Raw genomic sequence first — 19,422 nt, forward strand, 5'->3', positions numbered from 1 at the left:
CTCTAGCCGTCGATCCTCAGTTCGAACGGGTTGCCTTCAAAGGCATCGGCGCCGCGCCCGATCGCTTCGATTGCCGCGATCATGCGGCCGTCTCGACCAAGCAGCGCGTCGGCCACCGCGATCAGCCGCGGATTGGGCGTCGCCGAAGGCGACAGCGTCCGCAACGTCCGAGCCAGTTCGGCCTCGTCGCGTTTCGGCGCCAGCGCGGCAGCGATGATATAGGCGGAGGCTGTCGAGCGGCTGATGCCGGCATAACAGTGAACGACCATCGGCCTTGCGCGGTCCCAGCGGCGCGCGAAATCGAGCAGATTGCGCACATGCTCCTCGCCCGGCATGGTCATGCCATCCTGCGCCGCCGCGATGTCGTGCATGACCAGGTGCAGATGGTTTTCCCTCATGATCGAGGCCGGGCGGAGCACATCGGTGCCGGCGGCCAACAGCGACAGCAGCCGCTCGGCGCCGGTCCTCGCCACTGTTTCCTCGACCTTTGCCAGCGAGCAGACATGAATCATGGTTCGATACCTTTCGCTCGATCCTCGCGCCGCGCCGCCCATTCGGCAAGGGCGGATTCGAGCCGCAGCCACTCCTCCTCGTTCCCCGGCAGGCCTGCCCGCAGGACGTGCGGGCGGTCGGTGAAATGGCGAAGCAGGATGCCGCGCTCGCCAAGCGCTGCAAACAAGCCGGCGGCATCCGGCAGGCTGAAATAGCGGAACAATGTGGTGCCGCCCGCGGCAGGCAGGCCGAAGCGGCTGAACAGTCCGTCGATCCGAACCGATGCCTCCGCAAGCGATGCGCGCATCGCGTCCTGCCAGCCGATATCGGCAAGTGCGCGAATGCCATATTCCAGCGCCGGGCCGGCGACGGCCCAAGGTCCGAATTGCGTTTCCAGCCGTTGGGCCGTCGGCGCATCGGCAAGCGCGAATCCAAGCCGCAGGCCGGCCAGCCCAAAAAACTTGCCGAAAGAACGCAGCACGACGATGCCGCCCTGGCCGACATCGCCGGCAAGGCTGTGTTCGCGCGGGCCGACATCCATGAACGCCTCGTCGACGACCAGCAGCCCGCCCTTGGCGCGCAAACCGGCGGCCAGCGCCAGCAGCCGGTCGCGCTCGACGATGCGCCCATCCGGGTTGTTCGGGTTGACCACGACGGCAAGGTCGGCATCCGCCAGATCAGCGAAATCGCTGACTTCGATCACCTCGTGCCCCGCGATCGCCGCCGCGCGGGCATGTTCGGCATAGGTCGGCCCCAGTACGAGCGCCTTGCCCGGCGCGACCAGCGATGCCACGCGCGGCAGCAGGATCTGCGTACCGGGCGCAGCGACGACATTGGCTGGCGAGGGCGCACCATAGCTACTGGCCGCGATCGCCGTCAGCTCACGCGCCCGCCCCGCTTCCGGCAATCGCGACAGCGAGGTGGCGGGCAGCTCGAAAAGCGGGTAGGAGTGCGGATTGATTCCGGTCGAGAGGTCGACGAAAGGCTGGGGGGCGTTGGGGAAAAGCGCCCTTGCCCGGCCGAGACTTCCACCATGGTCCACCGCTCCTTCAAGAAGCTTCATGTCAGTCCTGATCGCTTTCCTGTCATTGGCCATCGAATCCGCGCTGGGCTACCCCGACTGGCTGTTTCGCGCCATCGGCCATCCCGTGACGTGGTTTGGCAGGCTGATATCCTTTCTCGATCGCAGGCTCAACCGCGCCACTGATCCCGACGCACTGCGTCGCCAACGTGGTGTCCAGGCGCTTCTGGTCATCGTGCTGGTGCCGGCGCTAATTGGCCTGTGCGTGCAGATCCTGCTCTGGTTCATTCCCCTGGGACTGTTCATCACCGCCCTTCTGGCAACATCGTTCCTGTCGCAGCGGAGCCTTTATGAGCATGTCGAGGCCGTCGCCGATGCGCTCGACTCGGGCGGCCTCGACATGGGCCGCGCCGCCGTCTCGCGCATCGTCGGCCGCGATCCCGAAACCCTCGACAGGGCCGGCGTCTGCCGCGCGGCGATCGAGAGCCTGGCTGAGAATTTTTCCGACGGCATCGTTGCCCCCGCCTTCTGGACGGGCGTCGGCGGCCTCGCCGGCGGCGCCGCCTACAAGGCCGCCAACACCGCCGATTCGATGATCGGCCATCGCACGCCGCGCCACGAAACGTTCGGAAGGGCAGCCGCACGCTTCGACGATTGGATCAACCTGCCGGCGTCGAGGCTGACGGCGTTGCTCATCACGTTGGCGGCTTTCCTGGTGAAAGGCGCCGACGCGAAAGCCGCATGGCAGGCGGTGCGGCGCGACGCGAAAAAGCACCGCTCGCCCAATGCCGGCTGGCCGGAGGCGGCGATGGCGGGCGGGCTCGGCCTGGCCCTCGCCGGGCCGCGCAGCTATGGCGGCGTAACGGTCGACGACGCGTTCATGGGCGAAGGCGGCCGACGCGAAGCCGACAGCATCGACATAAGGCGGGCGCTGAAACTCTACCGCGTCGCCGATTATTTGCTGATTGCCCTGTTCGGCGTGGTTTCGGCGATCGTCATTCTGGCATGATCTCACCCCCCCGTGAGTTCTCTCCCGAAGGGGAGGAAGGGAGCCGGGCTGCAACAGGTTCGCGCCTTTCCTCTCCCCCGTCGATCGGGGAGAGGTGGCTCGGCGAAGCCGAGACGGAGTGGGGGTCGACGAGCTCGGCAGTCGCGTTTCTCGCACCCGCCGGGTTGCGCCTGCCTGTCTACGGACCGCGCGTTCGATAACCGCCTTCCCCCAATCCGTCGCTGCTTCGCAGCGCCACCTTTCCCCCCTCCGGAGGGAAAGGAAGTGAGCCCTGCTGGAAGCGTTTGGCGACCAGACTTGAATGCTCATCCACAAAAGGGGACAACAGCTCTCAAAACTCCACCCCCTGCTGCGCCTTCACTCCCGCCGCGAAATGGTGCTTGGTCAGCCCCATCTCGGTCACCAGGTCGGCCGCCTCGACCAGCGCCGGCTTGGCGTTGCGACCGGTGACGACGACATGCAGGCCCTCGCGGCGCGCTTTCAGCGCGACAACCACCTTGTCCAGATCGAGATACTCGTAGCGCAGCGCGATGTTGAGTTCGTCGAGCACGACGAGACTGATCGACGGATCGGCCATCAGCTCCAGCGCCTTGGCCCAGGCGGCCTCGGCCGCCGCGATGTCGCGCTTCAGATCCTGTGTCTCCCAGGTGAACCCCTCGCCCATCGCGTGCCAGACGACGCGGTCGTCGAAGGCGGCGAAGGCCTCCTTCTCACCCGTATGCCATTTGCCCTTGATGAACTGGACGACCCCGACGCGCTTGCCGTAGCCGAGCATCCGCAGCGCCAGGCCAAAGGCAGCCGTGGTCTTGCCTTTGCCCGGGCCGGTGTTGACGATCAGCAGCCCCTTTTCGACCGTCTTGCTCGCCACCTCGGCGTCTTGGACCGCCTTGCGCTTGGCCATCTTGGCGCGGTGGCGCTCTTCGTCCTTTTCGTCGATGTCGGTCATGTCACTTCACCTTGAGCGGCAGCCCCGCCACCATCAAAAGCACGGTCTCGGCAATCGCCGCGACCTGCTGGTTGAGCCGGCCGGCGGCGTCGCGGAACCGGCGCCCCAGCGCATTGTCGGGCACGATGCCTTGCCCGACCTCGTTGGATACCACGAACCAGGGTCCGCGCGGCCGCGACAGCATGTCAGCCAGCCGCCGACATTCGGCCTCTACATCATGATCGGCCAGCATGTGATTGGTCAGCCAGAGCGTCAGGCAGTCGACAAGCACCGGCTGGTCCTCCGGTAGGGCCTCGAGTGCACCGACAAGGTCTAGCGGTGCATCGATGGTCGTCCAGCCCTCGCCGCGCCGCGACCGGTGCAACGCGATGCGCTGCCGCATCTCGTCGTCATAAGGTTGCGCCGTGGCGATGTAGGCCCATGGCGAAGGCAAGGCGGTCATCAGCGTTTCGGCGTGCGCGCTCTTGCCGGAGCGCGCACCGCCGATGATGAAGGTCAGTCTTCCGCGATCAGGCAAAGCTGTCGCGCAGGCTCGTCGCGCTGCCGGTGAAGCGTCCGCGCACCACGCCGACGACAGCGCCGAGCACGAGCCAGAACACCAGGTTGGTTACGGTTACCGCCACCACGAACTGATGGTGCAGGCCTTCCGGAATCGGCGTCTCGAAACTGTCCGGCTGCGGCGCGCCGACAATATGCGGCGCGACGATCAACACCACGCCCAGAATCGCCAGCGGCAGTGATTTGCGGAAGGCGATCAGGGCAAGGCCGATCGCCGTCGCCGCCACCGTCGCCGTCCACCAGATCTGGCGTGGCAGAAGCTCGGCGGCAGGCATGGCCGGCAGTTCCGGCGGCAGGCCGAGGCCCGGCGCCAGCGTGAACACGGCAAAGCCGGCCAGTCCCCAGAACACGCCCTGGCGCCAGTTGCCGATGCCGCCGGCGAATTCCGAAACCGCGACCAGGACCAGCGCGAAGCCGATGCCGGTGACGATGTTGGCAAGCACGCTGAAGGCGAAGCGCTCGAAGCCGTCGGCCGGCGCCCAGCCTTCCTCTTCAGCCGGAACAGCTTCAGCGGCTGCCGGCGCGGCGGAGCTCATGGCATTGCCCGCCGGGGCGGCAGAGTTCATGGCGTTGTTGTCGGTCGGGGCCGGTGCGGTATGGTCGTGGTGGTGGCCGCCGCCGGCCTGTTCGTAGACTTCCGCCTTCAGGATCAACGGCACGGTGGCATAGGCCTGCATGCAGGCGAGAACGACACCGGCCACGAGCCCTGCGATCGCCGCGATGAACACGACGTTGCGAAACAGGTTCATGATGTCAAATCCCTATCAGTGGCAGGGAAACGCCATCGAGTGGCGATAGTCGTGCGCGGCATTGTGGACCGCGTCGATATGCGAGAAACCGACAAAGCCTACGACGAAAACGCCGAGCAGCGCCGCGAGCGCGAGCTGCAGGAGGCGCGACTGCGAGGAGATGGAGGCGCCGAGGGAGACGGAAGCGGTATTCATGTCTTGTCCTTTCACCCTCCACCCGAGGGCATCGAAGTCAGTTTCCTGTCGCCGGCAGGTCTCCTGGCTCGCGGATCAGCGCCCTTCCCCACCTTCCCGAAGAAAATCTTCAGTGGCATATGGAGAGGACTACCGCACACAGTTGCGGGGGCAGCCACGGCATTGGGCAACAAATCTGCCCGCACCGCATTCCCTCTTGGCTCCAATCGGAACCGACGACGAAGGTGACTATAGGGAAAATCGCCGCATCCGGCAAACCAAATTCCGACGGCGACAAGCGCTTTAGCGCCGTCCGGCCGCTTGCTCCGCTGCAATTGACAATTTCCGTGGCCGGGTGTCGGCTGCCATCCTCACAGGAGGCCAGCCATGCAGCCCGTCCAGAGCCAGCACGCCCCCTATAACGGCCTCACCCGGGCCGAGCCGACATTGCCGTCCTCGGCCTATTGGGATGCGGCGGCCTACCAGCGCGACCTCGACGCCATCTGGTACAGGAACTGGCTGCTCGTCTGCCGTGAAGCTGATCTCGCCCAACCGCTGGCTTTCCGCACCTTCCGTGTCGGCACCCAGGAGATCGTCGTGCTGCGTGACGATACCGGCGAACTGCGCGCCTTCCACAACACCTGCCGGCATCGCGGCTCGCAGCTTTGCCAGGAACGCGAGGGGCGGCTGAAGGCGCGGCTGATCACCTGCCCCTACCACGCATGGTCCTATTCGCTGCGCGGCGATCTCGTGCGCGTGCCATCGAAAACGCTGCCCGAAGGTTTCGACAAGGCGGACCATCCGCTCTATCGCGTCGCGCTGTCGGTCTGGCGCGGCTTCGTCTTCGTCAATCTCGCGGAAGATGCCGCCGGCTCGGCGCACTCATCCTTCGACCCGGCCTCCGGCGATCTCGGCAACTGGCCGCTGGAATCGCTGGTATCGGGCCATGTGCTGCGCAAGGTGATGAACTGCAACTGGAAGATCTTCTGGGAAAACTTCAACGAATGCCTGCATTGCCCCGGCGTCCACAAGGACCTGTCGCGGCTGGTGCCGATCTACGGCCGCGGCCTGATGGGCCGGCATGACGACCCCGAATGGACCCGCCATGCCGACAATGACGCGCCGGAATTTTCCGGCGGGCTGCGGGCGGGTGCCGAAACATGGTCACGTGACGGCCAGGCGCATGGGCCGGTCTTTTCGGGCCTGACGCCGGCCGAGCACGCCGCCGGCCAGACCTACGCCACCAGCCTGCCCTCGATGTTCATCGTCGGCCACGTCGACTATGTCAGGTCCGTACGGCTGGTGCCGCTTGGCCCCGAGCAGACCGAATTGACCGCCGAATGGCTGTTCGCGCCCGACGCGCTCGCCGCCACCGACATCGACAACATCGTCGGATTCGGCACCCAGGTGCTGGAGGAGGATGCCGCGATCTGCGAGGTCAACCAGAAAGGGCTGCGCTCCATGCGCCATAAGGCCGGCGTGCTGATGCCGGAGGAGTACGACCTCCACCGCTTCCACGATTGGGTACGCGAACGACATGCTGCGCTTGTGCCGTAAGCTTCACAGCGACTTCGGCAGATACTGCCAGGTGACATAACCGCAGACCGCCGCAAGCAGGCCGAGCGTGACGAAAACCGAGCCCAGTCCGAAAAAGGCCAGCACCACCGAGTAGACCAGCGGCGGCGTCAGTTCGGAAAAGTCGAGATAAGTGCGGTAGACCGCAGCCATCTGCGCCCGCTCGTAAGAGCGGACCGAGCGCATGAAGGCGGTCGAGCCCAGCGCGTCGAGCGCGATGGTGAAGAAGGCGCCGCACAGCAGCAAGGCGCCGGTGACGAGCGGCGCGCTTTCGCCGACGGCACCCGCCGCCAGCAGCACCACCGACATGGCGAAATAGGCAAAAGTCATGGTCCTGCGGCCGCCGAAGCGCTTGCCGGCCTTGCCCCAGAAAATCGCCATGAACAAAAGCGCGTTGCCTGCCGAAACCAGAATGCCGCCGGCAAGTTCGCCCTCACCGGTGATGACCATGAACAGCGGGCCATAGACGAAAAATGTCGTCCAGAAGCAGGAGCGGCCGAAGGCGATCAGCCAGGCCAGCCTCAGCCTCGGCTGCGCGACGAAGCGGCCGATATTGGCCAGCGGGTTGACCGGGCGCGTCTTGCCCGGCCGGATCGAGGGATTGTCGCCGAGCCGGTAGGTCCAGAACAACGCCAGCAGGGCCAAGGCGAATACGGCGACCGCGCCATGCGCGGCATAGATGCCGAAGCGTGTGTAGAGAAAGATGCCGAGCGTCGGCCCACCCGTCCAGGCAAACATCGACCACGCCATGCGCAGCGATTCGGCCTGCATGAAATCGGTCTTGCGGATGTGGTCCATGATGTAGAGGTTGAGCGTGATCGACAGCGCGCTGGCGCCCATGACACGGCACAGCATGCCGGCCAATTGCCCGGCGAGCGTATGCGTGACGAAGAACAACGAGCCGATCGCCAGCAGGCAGGCGCCCGCCGTGTAGACCCAGCGCCGTGCGAAGCGCTGGATCAGCATCGGCATGAACAGGGTCACCGACAGGCCGAGCATCGCCACTATGGTGTAGAGGATCGAGACGATCTGCTCGTTGTGGAGGATCTCGTAGGCCTGGATCGGGATGACGCTCGACACCGTGGCGCGAGCGAAGGATTCGACCGCGTAGAGCGAGGCGAAGGTGCGGGCATCCGCGGCCTTGAGGGCCGGTAGCCAGATCGGATGGCGCACATGCGTGGACATTGCTTCCCCAAAGCAGAATCAGCAGCCAAATCTGCGGCCATCAGTTCGCGACCGGTAACAGGAAACCGACGTGCCCCGGATAAAAACGAAGCCGGTCAAAGGCTTTCCGGTGCTGGCCTAAAGGGGTGCCTGATGCAGCGCCGGCTGACTGTCTGTATCGAAGCTCACGGCCTTCTTTTGTCCGGCGTAACCGTGATAGTCCTCGTACGGGGCTGAATCAGATCGCGAGACCATGAGCATCCAGACGCCGACCATGCCCGCCGCGGAGTTGCCGAAGACCAAGCGCATCGTCGCCATCGACATGCTGCGCGGCATCGCGCTGATCGCCATGGCGAGCTACCATTTCACCTGGGACCTGGAATTCTTCGGCTACACCGATCCCGGCCTGACCGCCTTCGGCTGGTGGAAGTTCTATGCTCGCTGCATCGCCTCGACCTTCCTGTTCCTGGTCGGCGTCAGCCTGTATCTCGCCCATGGCAAAGAGATCCGCTGGAACGGCTTCTGGAGACGCTTCGCCATGGTCGCCGGAGCGGCGATCGCCATTTCGGTCGCCACCCGTATCGCCACGCCGGACGGGTGGATCTTCTTCGGCATCCTGCACCAGATCGCGCTGGCGAGCCTGCTCGGGCTGGCATTCCTGCGCCTGCCGGCGCTGCTCACACTGCCGATCGCCGCGGCGGTCATCGCCATTCCCTTCTATTTTCGGCTGGAATCGTTCGATCACCCCTGGCTGTGGTGGGTCGGCCTTTCCGCGGTCAACCCACACTCCAACGACTATGTCCCGCTGTTCCCGTGGTTCGGTGCGGTGCTTGTGGGCCTCGGAGCGACCAAGCTTGCCTCCGGCTTCGGCGCCTTGGCGCGCCTGGCAGATGTGGCACCCGGGCGCTGGTCCAACCCGCTGGGCTTCATCGGCCGGCACAGCCTGGCCTTCTACCTGATTCACCAGCCGCTGCTGATCGGCAGTGTCTGGTTGTTCTCGCAAGTAATGCCGGCCAAGGTCGAAACCCCGCAGGTGAACTTTCTCAAGACCTGCCAGATCTCGTGCGAGCAGCAGCGCGACAGCAAGTTCTGTTCGAGCTATTGTGGGTGCATGCTGGACACGCTGGAGGGCGAGGCAACGCTTGATCGGCTCTACAAGAACGACCAGACCGCCGAATGGAGAGCGCATCTGGCGGATCTCGCCGGCACCTGCACGGCCCAGACCGACAGCAAGATGACGGAGGAAGGTGTCGAATGACCGAGACCCCGCCCAAACCTGGGCTGATACCGTGGCCGCCGCTGATCTACATCGCCGCCATCGCCATCAGTATCGCGCTCGGCCTGCTCTTTCCCCTGCCCTGGATCGGCGACCTCCTGGGCGACCTCCTCTACGCGGCCGGCTGGGTGGCGCTGTTCGGCGTCGCCGCACTCTGGTTCACCGCCATCCGCACCATGACGCGGGCCAAGACCACGCTCAACCCCAACGCCGTGCCGGACCATCTCGTCACCACGGGTCCTTTCGGCGTCACCCGCAATCCGATGTACCTCGCCAACACGCTGCTGTTGATTGGCGTCGCCTTCATCTCCGGGATCGTCTGGTTCCTGCCGCTGGCGTTCATCGCTGCCTTCGTCACGCAGAAGGTCGCGGTGGAAAAGGAAGAAAAGATGCTGGCGGCAAAGTTCGGCAAGAAATACCGCGACTATGCCAAAAGAGTGCGGCGCTGGATTTGATCCGCGCCATGGTTTCCGCCGTGAATCGCATTTCGGCCATTAGCCGAAACGTCCATTCCGTCGTCATCCTGGGGCGAAGCAAGGAGCGCAGCAACGCAGCGCATACCCTAGGATGAAGTTCGGAGGGCTCGGCTAATCTCGAATGTTTGCCATGGCCGCTCAAACGCGGTCCGCTATGTGTTCACCCCGAGCTCGACCAGCCGCTCAACGCAGGATTCCTCGGCCTGGTCGAGTTCGGCCAATGTCTCCTCGAGGTCGCGGCGCTTTTGCCTCAGATCCTCGCGCTTTTCCTCGATGCGCTTGATCATCAGCTTGAGCTGGCCGACCTCGCCGGGCGGTTCCTTGTACATCTGAATGATTTCGCGGATCTCGTTGATCGAGAAGCCGAGCCGTTTTCCGCGCATGATCTGCCGGATCAGGTGTCGGTCGGATGGACGAAACAGCCGCGTGCGGCCCCGCCGCACCGGCTGCACCAGTCCCTCGTCCTCGTAGAACCGCAGCGTCCGCGTCGACACGTCGAATTCGCGCGTCAGCTCGGTGATCGAATAATATTCCCGCATTCTCGCCCCATAGCCGGAGATTGGCGACTGCTGCTCTCCGTCCGCGGCAGACCTGCCGGAATCGGCCGCAGTCTGCCTGTCGCCGAGCCTCGCACGGCATTTACGTAAAAGTCAATTGAGCCGGATCAATGGACGCCGAACCACCACGTGGCAAGGCCCAGAAAAGCGAAGAAACCAACGACGTCGGTGACCGTGGTGACAAACACCGCCGAAGCGACCGCGGGATCGACCTTGAAGCGGTCGAGCAGCAGCGGGATCAGGATGCCGGCAAGGGCCGCAACGAACATGTTGATGATCATGGCCGCGGCGATGATGCCGCCCAGATTGGCATCGCGGAACCAGACGGCGGCTACGATGCCGATCAATATGGCGAAAACCATGCCGTTGATGAAGCCCACGCCTATCTCGCGGCGAATGATGCGGCCGGCATTGTAGATGTCGAGATCCCTTGTCGCCAGCGCCCGCACGGTGACGGTCATGGTCTGCGAACCGGCATTGCCGCCCATCCCGGCCACGATCGGCATCAGCACGGCGAGCGCCACGATGCGCTCGATCGTGTGGTCGAACAGACCGATCACCGATGCCGCGAGGAAGGCGGTCAGGAGATTGACAAGCAGCCATGGAACACGCGAACGCGAGGTCGAAAAGATGCTGTCGGAAAGCTCTTCGTCGCCGACGCCGCCCATGCGCAGGAGATCTTCCTCGGCTTCCTGCTGGATGACGTCGACGACGTCGTCGATGGTCAGCACGCCGACCAGCCGCTCGTTCTCGTCGACGACGGCGGCCGACAGAAGGTCATATTGCTCGAACTCCCGCGCGGCCTCTTCCTGGTCCATCGTGGCCGGAATGGCGTGCCGCGTCTCATGCATGACCTCCTCGACCTTGACCGAGCGCTTGGTGCGCAGGATCTGGTCGAGGTCTATGGCGCCAAGCAGCTTGAAACTCGGGTCGATGACGAAGATCTGGCTGAAGCGGTCGGGAAGGTTCTTGTCCTCGCGCATGTAGTCGATGGTCTGGCCGACCGTCCAGAACGGCGGCACCGCGACGAACTCCGTCTGCATGCGCCGCCCGGCGGTCTCCTCGGGGTAGTCGAGCGAGCGACGTAGCCTGATGCGCTCGGTAAACGGCAGCTGCGACAGGATCTCGTCCTGGTCCTCCGGTTCGAGGTCCTCGAGGATGTAGACAGCGTCGTCGGAATCGAGTTCCTGCACCGCCTGGGCAATCTGCGCGTTGGGCAGATTGTCGACGATGTCCATGCGGATCGCCTCGTCGACCTCGGTCAGCGCGGAAAAATCGAAGTCGGCCCCCAAAAGCTCGACAAGGGCGCGCCGCTGGTCGGGATGCAGCGCCTCGATCAGGTCGCCCATTTCAGACTGGTGCAGGTCGTCGACCTCACGCTTGAGCGTGAGCGTATCGCGGTCGGCGATCGCCGCGCCGATCTGGGCGAGAAAGGACGAAAGGACAGCGCCGTCCTCACCGTAGATGTCGGCGCGGTGTTCGTCAGCGCCCCCAGCGCCGGTCGTCCGTTCGTCCTGGCCTTCCACCAGCGCCTCCCGCCATTGCAATCCTGGAAAAGGTGCGTCTCAGGTCTAGAACATCGGACCCGAAAGTGGAAACCGGTTTCGGGAAAATCCGACGCCCAAAAAGAAACTGGCGTAACGCGCGGGAATATCAAACGAAATGCGCGGTGCCCGTAGGGCTGGAGGTGCCGCTACAAATCAGATTCTGGGGAGAGAGAATGGTGCGGTCGAGAAGACTCGAACTTCCACGGGTTGCCCCACAGCGACCTCAACGCTGCGCGTCTACCAATTCCGCCACGACCGCACGTGGTAGGAGCCGGAACCGACCGGCTCGCGGCGTGTAGCAAATCGTTTCCGGCGAAACAAGTGCGCCCCGAGCATTTAATCGCTGGGAATTGCCATAACGGATCAAAGCGCCAAAATGCGCCGCGAACTGGACGTTTCGGCCCGATATCGCCATATGGAGTACAACAAGGGACACCCCATGCCAGAACGCAGCCAGATCGCCACGTCGTTCCTGCCTTTGCCCGGTTCGGCGCCCGTCGAATGGGCGATCGAGCCCGGCCTCACCGCCTATCCCGAGGCGCTTGCCTTCATGGAGGCGCGCGCCGAAGCGATCCGCAGCGGGGCCGCCGGCGAGATGGTCTGGCTGGTCGAGCATCCGCCGCTCTATACCGCCGGCACCAGTGCGCGCAGCGAGGACCTGATCGACGCCAACCGGTTCCCGGTGTTTTCGGCCGGCCGCGGCGGCGAATACACCTATCATGGGCCGGGCCAGCGCGTCGCCTACGTCATGCTCGACCTGAAACGCCGCCGCGAGGATGTGCGCGCCTTCGTCGCCGCCCTCGAACAGTGGATCATCGGCACGCTCGCCGCCTTCAACGTCAATGGCGAGCGCCGTGAGGATCGCGTCGGCGTCTGGGTGGTGCGGCCCGATCGCCCTGCCCTGCCGGACGGCTCTGCCGCGGAGGACAAGATCGCGGCAATAGGTATTCGGCTCAGGCGCTGGGTGAGTTTTCACGGCATCGCCATCAATGTCGAGCCGGACCTCGGCCATTTCAGTGGTATCGTGCCGTGCGGCGTGCAGGACCACGGCGTCACCAGCCTCGTCGATCTCGGGCTGCCGGTGACGATGGCCGATCTCGACCTGGCGCTGAAATCAGCGTTCGAGGATGTCTTCGGCCCAGCCACGGCCTTGCCCGTGGAAACAGCCCGCGAGGCCGGCTGAACGCTTCCCGGACAGCTCAGATCAGCCGTGCCGACGCCCAGAGCACTCCATAACCGTGGATGAGGAACACCGCCAGCAGCGCGCCGGCGATGACGAAACGGTCGGCCGTGCGGATCGGCTTCAGTTCGTGGCGCGGCTTCACCCCGCTGCCCGCTGTCAGAAGGCTGAGGATTGCAAAGACCGCGCCGGCCGCGAGCAGAAAGCCAATGGAAAAGCCGGCCCGCCAGCCAAGCGCCAGGAAGGCCGAGAGCAGGAAGAAGGAGGCCAGCGCCAGCGCGACCGGCCCTGGGCAGATCTGGCGCAGCACCTGGCCGCCGTCGAATTTCCACACCGGCACCAGATTGGCGATGTTGAAGAGCGCAGCACAGCCCGCCAGTGTCGCCAGCAATGTCGCGGTGAGCCAGTGCCCTTCCGCGCTTGCAAACGTACTGCCCACCATTGCCAACGGCACCAGGAAAGCAGAGAACCCGGCGCCCATCAGCGCCACGAACGCAACTTCGAAACGGCTGTCATAGGGCCGGCCGCCAATGGCGACGCCGCCGAGCAGCGGGATGAAGATCATGCGCGCCCTGCGATGGCCCATCAGGCGGAATGCCGCCATGTGGCCGAGCTCGTGCAGGGCGACAACGGAAGTCAGGATCGCGGCCAGAGCAAGCCCGCCGCGGTGAAGCCCGAAGAACGGCCACAGGATGAACGCCGAGAGAGCGGCGAAGCCGAGCTGGCTCAGCGGATGTTCGAACCAGCCGCCCTTGCGATACCGCCCTGTCCTGGCCCAGCCATCCAGCTTGGCGAGTTCGCGGCGCATGGCGAAATAGCGGAACGCCAGGAAGGCCGCGCCGCGGTAACGGTCGGTCTGGGTGAGCGTCACCCGGGTGGCCTCGCCAATCGAGACCAACTGCGCGGTTTCCCGATAATGCGCCCAGAAAGACGGATCGAGCGCCGTGTCTTCGATGACGCGCATCGAAAAGCACCTGCCGTGCACGACATTCTCGAACAGGGCCTTGCGTTCGATCGGCCGGCCGTCCCGGCCCTCCCAGGACATTCTGGTACGGACCACTCCCTCGCCCAGCATCTCCGCCGAGAGGATTTCGCCGGACCAGCCGGCATTGCTCCCGAGCGGCCACAGCGCCTGCCACAGGCGCTGCCGGTCGGCCGCGACCGTGCGGCTGAGCCTGATTGTGCGCAAACCAAGCGGCACGCTCATCAGGAGAAAAATCAGCCCTAGATTGCTGGCCACGAGGAAGGCGGCGACGATGGGCGACACGCGGCGCTCCTGCTTTCAGGAGCGACACCCTAGCGCCATGGGCGGCAAGAAAGGCTTAACGGCAAAGCGGACTTTCGTCCGCCGGAACAGCGACGGCGGAGACAGTCACCTCACATGGCTCCGATCCAGATCGCCATGGAAATGAGGAAGGTGCTCATGCAAACCAGCGAGATGACATCCTGAACCAGATCGGTCATAACTCTCTCCTGTTGTTGATATGTTCGCAATTTGTTCTAATTTTGTTTCAAAGTCAACGAGCGGAATCCGTCCGCAGCCGGAATTTTCGAGCGATCAAACCGGCAGGGTTAAGAAAAGGTTGACGGCGCGGGACCTATCAACAGGTCAGGAAGATGTCGGCGACGCTATCGTCAGTTAGCGTATGGGATGAGCGCCTGCTGCCCTCAATCTCAGTAGAGACAATAGTGGGTAAGCTACGACTGCCGAGTGATGGACGTGAGGCAACATCAAGGCGCCAATCAAGCTGATCGCTGGCGAAAGCGCATGAGGCAAGGCCGCCGGTGGCGCCTCTCGCGCAACTTTGTAACCCTGGCTGCTCATCCTGGCGATGACCGCGATCTCTTCCGCCCTGATCGCACTGAAGGCTCACTGGCGGTTCTGATCCAGAGGACTCCCGGAGGGATCAGTATCCCCGAAGGCAAACTAAACCCGCGGAAATCTCGCTGGACGTTGTTAAGGTTGAACCCAATCTCGCAGCGGACATCAACGTTCTACAGCGGCACCACCTTGCCCTCGGCCAGGGTGACGCGCCGGTCCATGCGCGCTGCCAGCTGGTGATTGTGGGTGGCGATCAGCGCCGCGAGGCCGGATTGCCGCACCAATGCCTCCAGCGCCTCGAACACATAGGAAGCAGTGACCGGGTCGAGATTGCCGGTCGGCTCGTCCGCCAGCAGCACCAGCGGCGCATTGGCGACCGCACGCGCGATTGCCACGCGCTGCTGCTCGCCGCCCGACAGTTCGGACGGCCGGTGCGATGCACGCTTGCCGATCTGCATGTAGTCGAGCAGCTGCGCCGCGCGCTCGGCCGCCTCCTTGCGCGGCAGCCCTTTGATGAGCTGCGGCATCATGATGTTTTCCAGCGCCGAAAACTCCGGCAGCAGATGGTGGAACTGGTAGACGAAGCCGACATCGTTGCGGCGGATCGAGGTGCGCTCGTCGTCGGATAGCCGGCCGCAGGCCCGGCCGGAGAGAATCACGTCGCCGGCATCGGGCCGCTCCAGGAGCCCTGCCGTATGCAGCAGCGTCGATTTGCCGGTGCCGGACGGCGCCACCAGTGCCACCATCTCGCCGCGCTTCAGCGAGAAGTCCGCGCCGTTCAGAATGGTGAGCTTGCGCGGTCCCTGGACATAGTGCCGCTCGACGCTCTTCAACTCGATAATGGCCTGCGCCATCATTCGTACCTCAGCGCTTCGACCGGATCGAGGCGGGCCGCGCGCCATGCCGGAAACAATGTCGCCAGGAACGACAGGGCGAGCGCCATGATGACGACATAGGTCGTCTCGCGCGGATCCATCTTCGCCGGCAACTGGCTGAGGAAATAGAGCTCCGGATTGAACAGCACCTTGCCGGTCATCCAGGAGAAGAACTCGCGGATCGATTCGATGTTGAGGCAGATGACCACGCCGAGCAGCACGCCGGCGATGGTGCCGGTGACGCCGATCGCCGCGCCCGTCATCAGGAATATGCGCAGGATGGCGCCGCGCGAGGCGCCCATGGTGCGCAGGATGGCGATGTCGTGCCCCTTGTCTTTCACCAGCATGACCAGCCCGGAGATGATGTTGAGCGCCGCCACCAGAACGATCAGGGTCAGGATCATGAACATGACGTTGCGCTCCACCTGCAGGGCGGAAAAGAAGGTCTCGTTGCGCTGCCGCCAGTCGACGAGGTCGATGGGTCGCTGCGCCGCCTCTTCCACCTTCGGTTTCAGCGCGTCGACATCATCGGGATTGTCGACATAGATCTCGATCGTCTGCGCCCGTCCGTCCATGTTGAAATAAAGCTGCGCTTCCGAGAACGGCATGTAGACGATGGAGGCGTCATATTCCGACATGCCGACTTCGAAGATCGCCGCGATCTTGTAGCCCTTCATGCGCGGCGTCGTGCCGAGCGGCGTCACGTCGCCGTCCGGCGAGATGAGCGTGATCGTGTCGCCGAGCGCCAGGCCGAGATTCTCCGCCATGCGCTTGCCGATGGCGACGCCCTCGCCCGTGTCGAAATCGGCGATCGAGCCCTGCTTGATGTTGCTGGCGACGATGGCGATCTTGCCCAGGTCCTCGCCCCTGATACCGCGCACCAGCGCGCCGGAGCCGCCGCCGACATTGCCTTGCGCCAGCACTTGGCCGTCGATCAGCGGAATGGCGTATTTGACGCCGGCCACGCCGTTGATGCGGCCGGCGACCTGCGCATAGTCCTCAAGCGGCGAATCCAGCGGCTGCACGATCAGATGGCCGTTTACGCCGAGAATGCGGGTGAGCAGCTCGGCCCTGAACCCGTTCATGACGGCCATCACCACGATCAGCGTCGCCACCCCCAGCATGATGCCGAGGAAGGAGATCGAGGCGATGACCGAGATCACCGTCTCCTTGCGTCGCGAGCGCAGATAGCGCCACGCCACCGTGCGTTCGAAGATGGAAAACGGTCCGGCGCCTGCCGGTCTCGCTGCCGCCGCCTCGCTCATGCGGCGGCACCGAAGCGTTTTTTCGCATCGGCGATCGGCAGCGTCACGCGCTCGCCGGTCTTGCGGTTCTTGATCTCGACCTCGCCGGCGGCCACGCCGCGCGGTCCGACGATCACCTGCCAGGGCAGGCCGATCAGGTCGGCGGTGGCGAACTTGCCGCCCGGCCGCTGGTCGGTGTCGTCATAGAGCACATCCTTGCCGGCGGCAGTGAAAGCTGCGTTGAGTTCATCGCAGACGCGGTCGCAATCGGCATCGCCGGCTTTCATGTTGATCAGGCCGATGTCGAACGGCGCCACCGCTTCCGGCCAGATGATGCCGTTCTCGTCATGGCTGGCTTCGATGATCGCCGCAACCAGCCGCGACGGGCCGATGCCGTAGGAACCGCCGGAAGCGAAATGATCTTTGCCGTCGGGCCCGGTCACCTTAGCGCCCATCGGCTTGGAGTATTTCTCGCCGAAATGGAAGATATGGCCGACTTCGATGCCGCGCGCCGAAACCTTGTCGCTGTCGGGAACCTCAGCCCAGGCCGCTTCGTCATGCATTTCGTCGGTGGCCGCGTAAGGCGTCGTCCAGGTCTTGACGATGCCTGATATCTCGGCGTCGTTGGAGAAATCGGTGTTGGCTCCGGGCACGCCGAGCGACAGATAATCGCGATGGCAGAACACCTGGCTCTCGCCGGTGTCGGCCAGGATGATGAATTCATGGCTGAGATCGCCGCCGATCGGGCCGGTGTCGGCCCGCATCGGGATCGCCTGCAGGCCCATGCGGGTGAAGGTCCGGAGATAGGACACGAACATCCTGTTGTAGGCGGCTCTCGCGCCTTTGAAGTCGAGATCGAAGGAGTAGGCATCCTTCATCAGGAATTCCCGGCTGCGCATGACGCCGAAGCGCGGCCGCACCTCGTCGCGGAACTTCCACTGGATGTGGTAGAGGTTGAGCGGCAGGTCCTTGTAGGACTTTACATAGGCGCGGAAGATCTCGGTGACCATTTCCTCGTTGGTCGGGCCGTAGAGCATGTCCCGGTCCTGGCGGTCTTTGATGCGCAGCATCTCCTTGCCATAGTCGTTATAGCGGCCGCTTTCGCGCCACAGGTCGGCCGACTGGATGGTCGGCATCAGGATTTCCAGCGCGCCGGCGCGGTTCTGTTCCTCGCGGATGATCTGGCAGACCTTGTCCAGGACCCGTTTGCCCAGCGGCAGCCAGGAAAAACTGCCCTGCCCCTGCTGGCGGATCATGCCGGCGCGCAACATCAGCCGATGCGAGACGATCTCCGCCTCGCGCGGATTCTCTTTGAGGATGGGCAGGAAATAGCGCGACAAACGCATGGACTGGTCCGTGAATGAGGAGGCCGCGCCAGAATCGGTGCGACGCAGGCTTGCTTGCCCCGGCTTCATAGCCATTTCGTGGCGCAATGGGAACCCGGACGCATCGACCCCGAAATCGGAATTCAGCTTACGAACGGCGTGGTGCGCGGAATGAAAAGGGTTTTGAGCACCCCTCGCGCGCGCCGCGAATGCTGGACGATCGAAGGAGCCACGGTTGCATAAAACGCCCTGCTGGTGGTTTCCCAAGCAAAGCCTGCCGTACTATTGTGCAGTGCAGCACGAGAATGCCCGTTTCAAGGCAAAATTCTTCGTGACATTTTCATTTCCGTTGGGCTAATGTGCCCCGATAACCGAGAGAGCAGAGAAAAATCTGTTCTCCTACGCGGTCAAAGTCTTGGGAGGATGCGATCTAGGCGCGGTTACTCGCTGCCGCCGGAAACCGGAAACAGATCGGACGCGTTTAAATTGCAAGGCCTTGTGCCTTGCATTTTTTTTGTGCAATCACCTGCTTAGCGCAATGCGTTGCCAAACCACCTTACCCTCGCGTCACGATTTTTGAAGCCTGAACAGATGAGCCGGCGCCGAATGGCGGCGTGACCTCGCCCGAAGCGCAAGAGCCCGGTTTGAATGCTGCTATTTTGCCGTGGCCTGGCCGAATTCCGGCACGATGTGCGGGATGTCGTTGAGGCTATATCCCAGCCCGTGCGTCAGGCCGTAGAAAATGCCCATGAGCACCGCCGTGGCGACGGTGGTGCGGATCACCGCACGCAGCATATGTGGTCCGCGCGGCGCGCTCGGCACCGTGCCCAGCGTCACGTCACGGTCGTCATCCTGCGTCCTGACGCTGAACGGCAGAACGGCAAACAGCACCACCCACCAGGTCGCGAAAAACAGTGCGGTGAACGAAACCCAGCTCATGATTGCTCCAGTTCGATCAGCGTGCCGAAGAAATCTTTCGGATGCAGGAACAGCACAGGTTTGCCATGCGCGCCGGTCTTCGGCTTGCCGTCGCCCAAAACCCGGGCGCCAGCTGCCTGGAGCCGGTCCCGCGCGGTAAGGATATCGTCGACCTCGTAGCAGAGATGGTGCATGCCGCCCGACGGGTTCTTCTCGAGGAAAGCCGCGATCGGCGAGCCCTCGCCGAGCGGCTCCAGCAACTCGATTTTGGTGTTGCCGACATTGACGAACACCACGGTGACGCCATGCCCGAGCAGCGCCTGTGGTTCGCTCACTTCGGCGCCTAGCGTGTCGCGATAACAAGCGACAGCCGCAGCCAGATTCGGCACCGCAAGCGCGACATGGTTCAGGCGTCCAAGCACAGAGCGCTCCGCTTTAGGGGAGTAGGGAAGAAGAAAAGCAACGGCTCATTCTCCCCTACTCCCCTACTGCCTTATTCCCTTATTCCCCTATT

Annotated in this window: 20 protein-coding genes, 1 tRNA gene and 1 riboswitch; of the genes, 5 read left to right on the plus strand and 16 right to left on the minus strand. The window is 64.0% G+C overall.

What is annotated here, in order from left to right; translation table 11 throughout:
* Positions 1-2 precede the first annotated feature (2 nt).
* Together FJ426_RS20240 and cobD are read right to left on the minus strand one after the other, a co-directional pair.
* Entirely contained in the window at positions 3-512 is a 510-nt protein-coding gene (locus FJ426_RS20240) for a tyrosine phosphatase family protein (RefSeq protein WP_140559591.1), read from the minus strand.
* On the minus strand, positions 509-1,555 hold the full coding sequence (gene cobD / locus FJ426_RS20245; protein ID WP_140559590.1) for a threonine-phosphate decarboxylase CobD: 1,047 nt from the start codon (positions 1,553-1,555) through the stop codon (positions 509-511). The genes FJ426_RS20240 and cobD overlap by 4 nt, the downstream gene beginning before the upstream one ends.
* On the opposite strand from cobD, the gene cbiB reads away from it, so the two are divergent.
* On the plus strand, positions 1,554-2,522 hold the full coding sequence (gene cbiB, locus FJ426_RS20250; protein ID WP_140495606.1) for an adenosylcobinamide-phosphate synthase CbiB: 969 nt from the start codon (positions 1,554-1,556) through the stop codon (positions 2,520-2,522). The genes cobD and cbiB overlap by 2 nt on opposite strands.
* A 331-nt stretch (positions 2,523-2,853) precedes the next feature.
* On the opposite strand, the gene cobO is transcribed toward cbiB, so the two are convergent.
* The 4 genes from cobO to FJ426_RS20270 are packed head-to-tail and all read right to left on the minus strand — an operon-like array spanning position 2,854 to position 4,970.
* A complete protein-coding gene (gene cobO, locus FJ426_RS20255; RefSeq protein WP_140559589.1) occupies positions 2,854-3,468 on the minus strand; it encodes a cob(I)yrinic acid a,c-diamide adenosyltransferase in 615 nt (204 codons plus the stop codon).
* Between the two features lies 1 nt (position 3,469).
* Entirely contained in the window at positions 3,470-3,985 is a 516-nt protein-coding gene (gene cobU, locus FJ426_RS20260; protein WP_140555011.1) for a bifunctional adenosylcobinamide kinase/adenosylcobinamide-phosphate guanylyltransferase, read from the minus strand.
* Entirely contained in the window at positions 3,978-4,775 is a 798-nt protein-coding gene (locus FJ426_RS20265) for a CbtA family protein (protein ID WP_140555010.1), read from the minus strand. The genes cobU and FJ426_RS20265 overlap by 8 nt, the downstream gene beginning before the upstream one ends.
* A gap of 15 nt (positions 4,776-4,790) precedes the next feature.
* Positions 4,791-4,970: a CbtB domain-containing protein gene (locus FJ426_RS20270; RefSeq protein ID WP_140495602.1), complete on the minus strand. Its 180-nt coding sequence runs from the start codon at positions 4,968-4,970 to the stop codon at positions 4,791-4,793.
* 35 nt (positions 4,971-5,005) lie between these two features.
* Positions 5,006-5,202: riboswitch (cobalamin riboswitch) on the minus strand.
* Between the two features lie 134 nt (positions 5,203-5,336).
* Here FJ426_RS20270 and FJ426_RS20275 point away from each other — a divergent pair.
* Entirely contained in the window at positions 5,337-6,506 is a 1,170-nt protein-coding gene (locus FJ426_RS20275) for an aromatic ring-hydroxylating dioxygenase subunit alpha (protein ID WP_140559588.1), read from the plus strand.
* 3 nt (positions 6,507-6,509) lie between these two features.
* Here FJ426_RS20275 and FJ426_RS20280 read toward each other — a convergent pair whose 3' ends face one another.
* Positions 6,510-7,709, minus strand: coding sequence for an MFS transporter (locus FJ426_RS20280; protein ID WP_140559587.1), 1,200 nt, complete (start codon positions 7,707-7,709; stop codon positions 6,510-6,512).
* 232 nt (positions 7,710-7,941) lie between these two features.
* Between FJ426_RS20280 and FJ426_RS20285 the strand changes: the two genes are divergently transcribed.
* Together FJ426_RS20285 and FJ426_RS20290 are read left to right on the plus strand one after the other, a co-directional pair.
* The gene (locus FJ426_RS20285; RefSeq protein ID WP_140559586.1) at positions 7,942-8,946 is read left to right on the plus strand and encodes a DUF1624 domain-containing protein; all 1,005 of its coding nucleotides are present in this window, start codon (positions 7,942-7,944) and stop codon (positions 8,944-8,946) included.
* A complete protein-coding gene (locus FJ426_RS20290; protein ID WP_140559585.1) occupies positions 8,943-9,419 on the plus strand; it encodes an isoprenylcysteine carboxylmethyltransferase family protein in 477 nt (158 codons plus the stop codon). The genes FJ426_RS20285 and FJ426_RS20290 overlap by 4 nt, the downstream gene beginning before the upstream one ends.
* 173 nt (positions 9,420-9,592) lie before the next feature.
* On the opposite strand, the gene FJ426_RS20295 is transcribed toward FJ426_RS20290, so the two are convergent.
* The 3 genes from FJ426_RS20295 to FJ426_RS20305 form a co-directional block, all read right to left on the minus strand.
* On the minus strand, positions 9,593-9,979 hold the full coding sequence (locus tag FJ426_RS20295) for a MerR family DNA-binding transcriptional regulator (RefSeq protein WP_006203215.1): 387 nt from the start codon (positions 9,977-9,979) through the stop codon (positions 9,593-9,595).
* A 125-nt stretch (positions 9,980-10,104) separates the two neighbouring features.
* Complete coding sequence (gene mgtE, locus FJ426_RS20300; protein WP_140516400.1) at positions 10,105-11,523, minus strand: magnesium transporter; 1,419 nt, start codon at positions 11,521-11,523, stop codon at positions 10,105-10,107.
* A 195-nt stretch (positions 11,524-11,718) separates the two neighbouring features.
* Positions 11,719-11,803: transfer RNA gene (locus FJ426_RS20305), tRNA-Leu, on the minus strand.
* A gap of 180 nt (positions 11,804-11,983) precedes the next feature.
* Here FJ426_RS20305 and lipB point away from each other — a divergent pair.
* Complete coding sequence (lipB, locus tag FJ426_RS20310) at positions 11,984-12,727, plus strand: lipoyl(octanoyl) transferase LipB (RefSeq protein WP_140555005.1); 744 nt, start codon at positions 11,984-11,986, stop codon at positions 12,725-12,727.
* A gap of 16 nt (positions 12,728-12,743) precedes the next feature.
* On the opposite strand, the gene FJ426_RS20315 is transcribed toward lipB, so the two are convergent.
* From FJ426_RS20315 to mce, 6 genes are all read right to left on the minus strand, one after another.
* A complete protein-coding gene (locus tag FJ426_RS20315) occupies positions 12,744-13,991 on the minus strand; it encodes a site-2 protease family protein (protein ID WP_140559584.1) in 1,248 nt (415 codons plus the stop codon).
* Between the two features lie 728 nt (positions 13,992-14,719).
* The gene (locus FJ426_RS20320) at positions 14,720-15,403 is read right to left on the minus strand and encodes an ABC transporter ATP-binding protein (protein WP_181165304.1); all 684 of its coding nucleotides are present in this window, start codon (positions 15,401-15,403) and stop codon (positions 14,720-14,722) included.
* Positions 15,400-16,686 carry a lipoprotein-releasing ABC transporter permease subunit gene (locus FJ426_RS20325; protein WP_140559583.1) on the minus strand — a complete coding sequence of 429 codons (1,287 nt, stop codon included), beginning with the start codon at positions 16,684-16,686 and terminating at the stop codon, positions 15,400-15,402. The genes FJ426_RS20320 and FJ426_RS20325 overlap by 4 nt, the downstream gene beginning before the upstream one ends.
* The gene (gene proS, locus FJ426_RS20330; protein ID WP_140559582.1) at positions 16,683-18,011 is read right to left on the minus strand and encodes a proline--tRNA ligase; all 1,329 of its coding nucleotides are present in this window, start codon (positions 18,009-18,011) and stop codon (positions 16,683-16,685) included. Before proS ends, FJ426_RS20325 begins: the two co-directional genes overlap by 4 nt.
* Before the next feature lie 633 nt (positions 18,012-18,644).
* A complete protein-coding gene (locus FJ426_RS20335) occupies positions 18,645-18,929 on the minus strand; it encodes a DUF1467 family protein (RefSeq protein WP_140495592.1) in 285 nt (94 codons plus the stop codon).
* Positions 18,926-19,330, minus strand: coding sequence for a methylmalonyl-CoA epimerase (gene mce / locus FJ426_RS20340; RefSeq protein WP_140559581.1), 405 nt, complete (start codon positions 19,328-19,330; stop codon positions 18,926-18,928). The genes FJ426_RS20335 and mce overlap by 4 nt, the downstream gene beginning before the upstream one ends.
* Positions 19,331-19,422: the final 92 nt, after the last annotated feature.

This window comes from Mesorhizobium sp. B2-6-4 (assembly GCF_006441495.1).
In the GTDB taxonomy this organism is placed as follows: Bacteria; Pseudomonadota; Alphaproteobacteria; order Rhizobiales; family Rhizobiaceae; genus Mesorhizobium.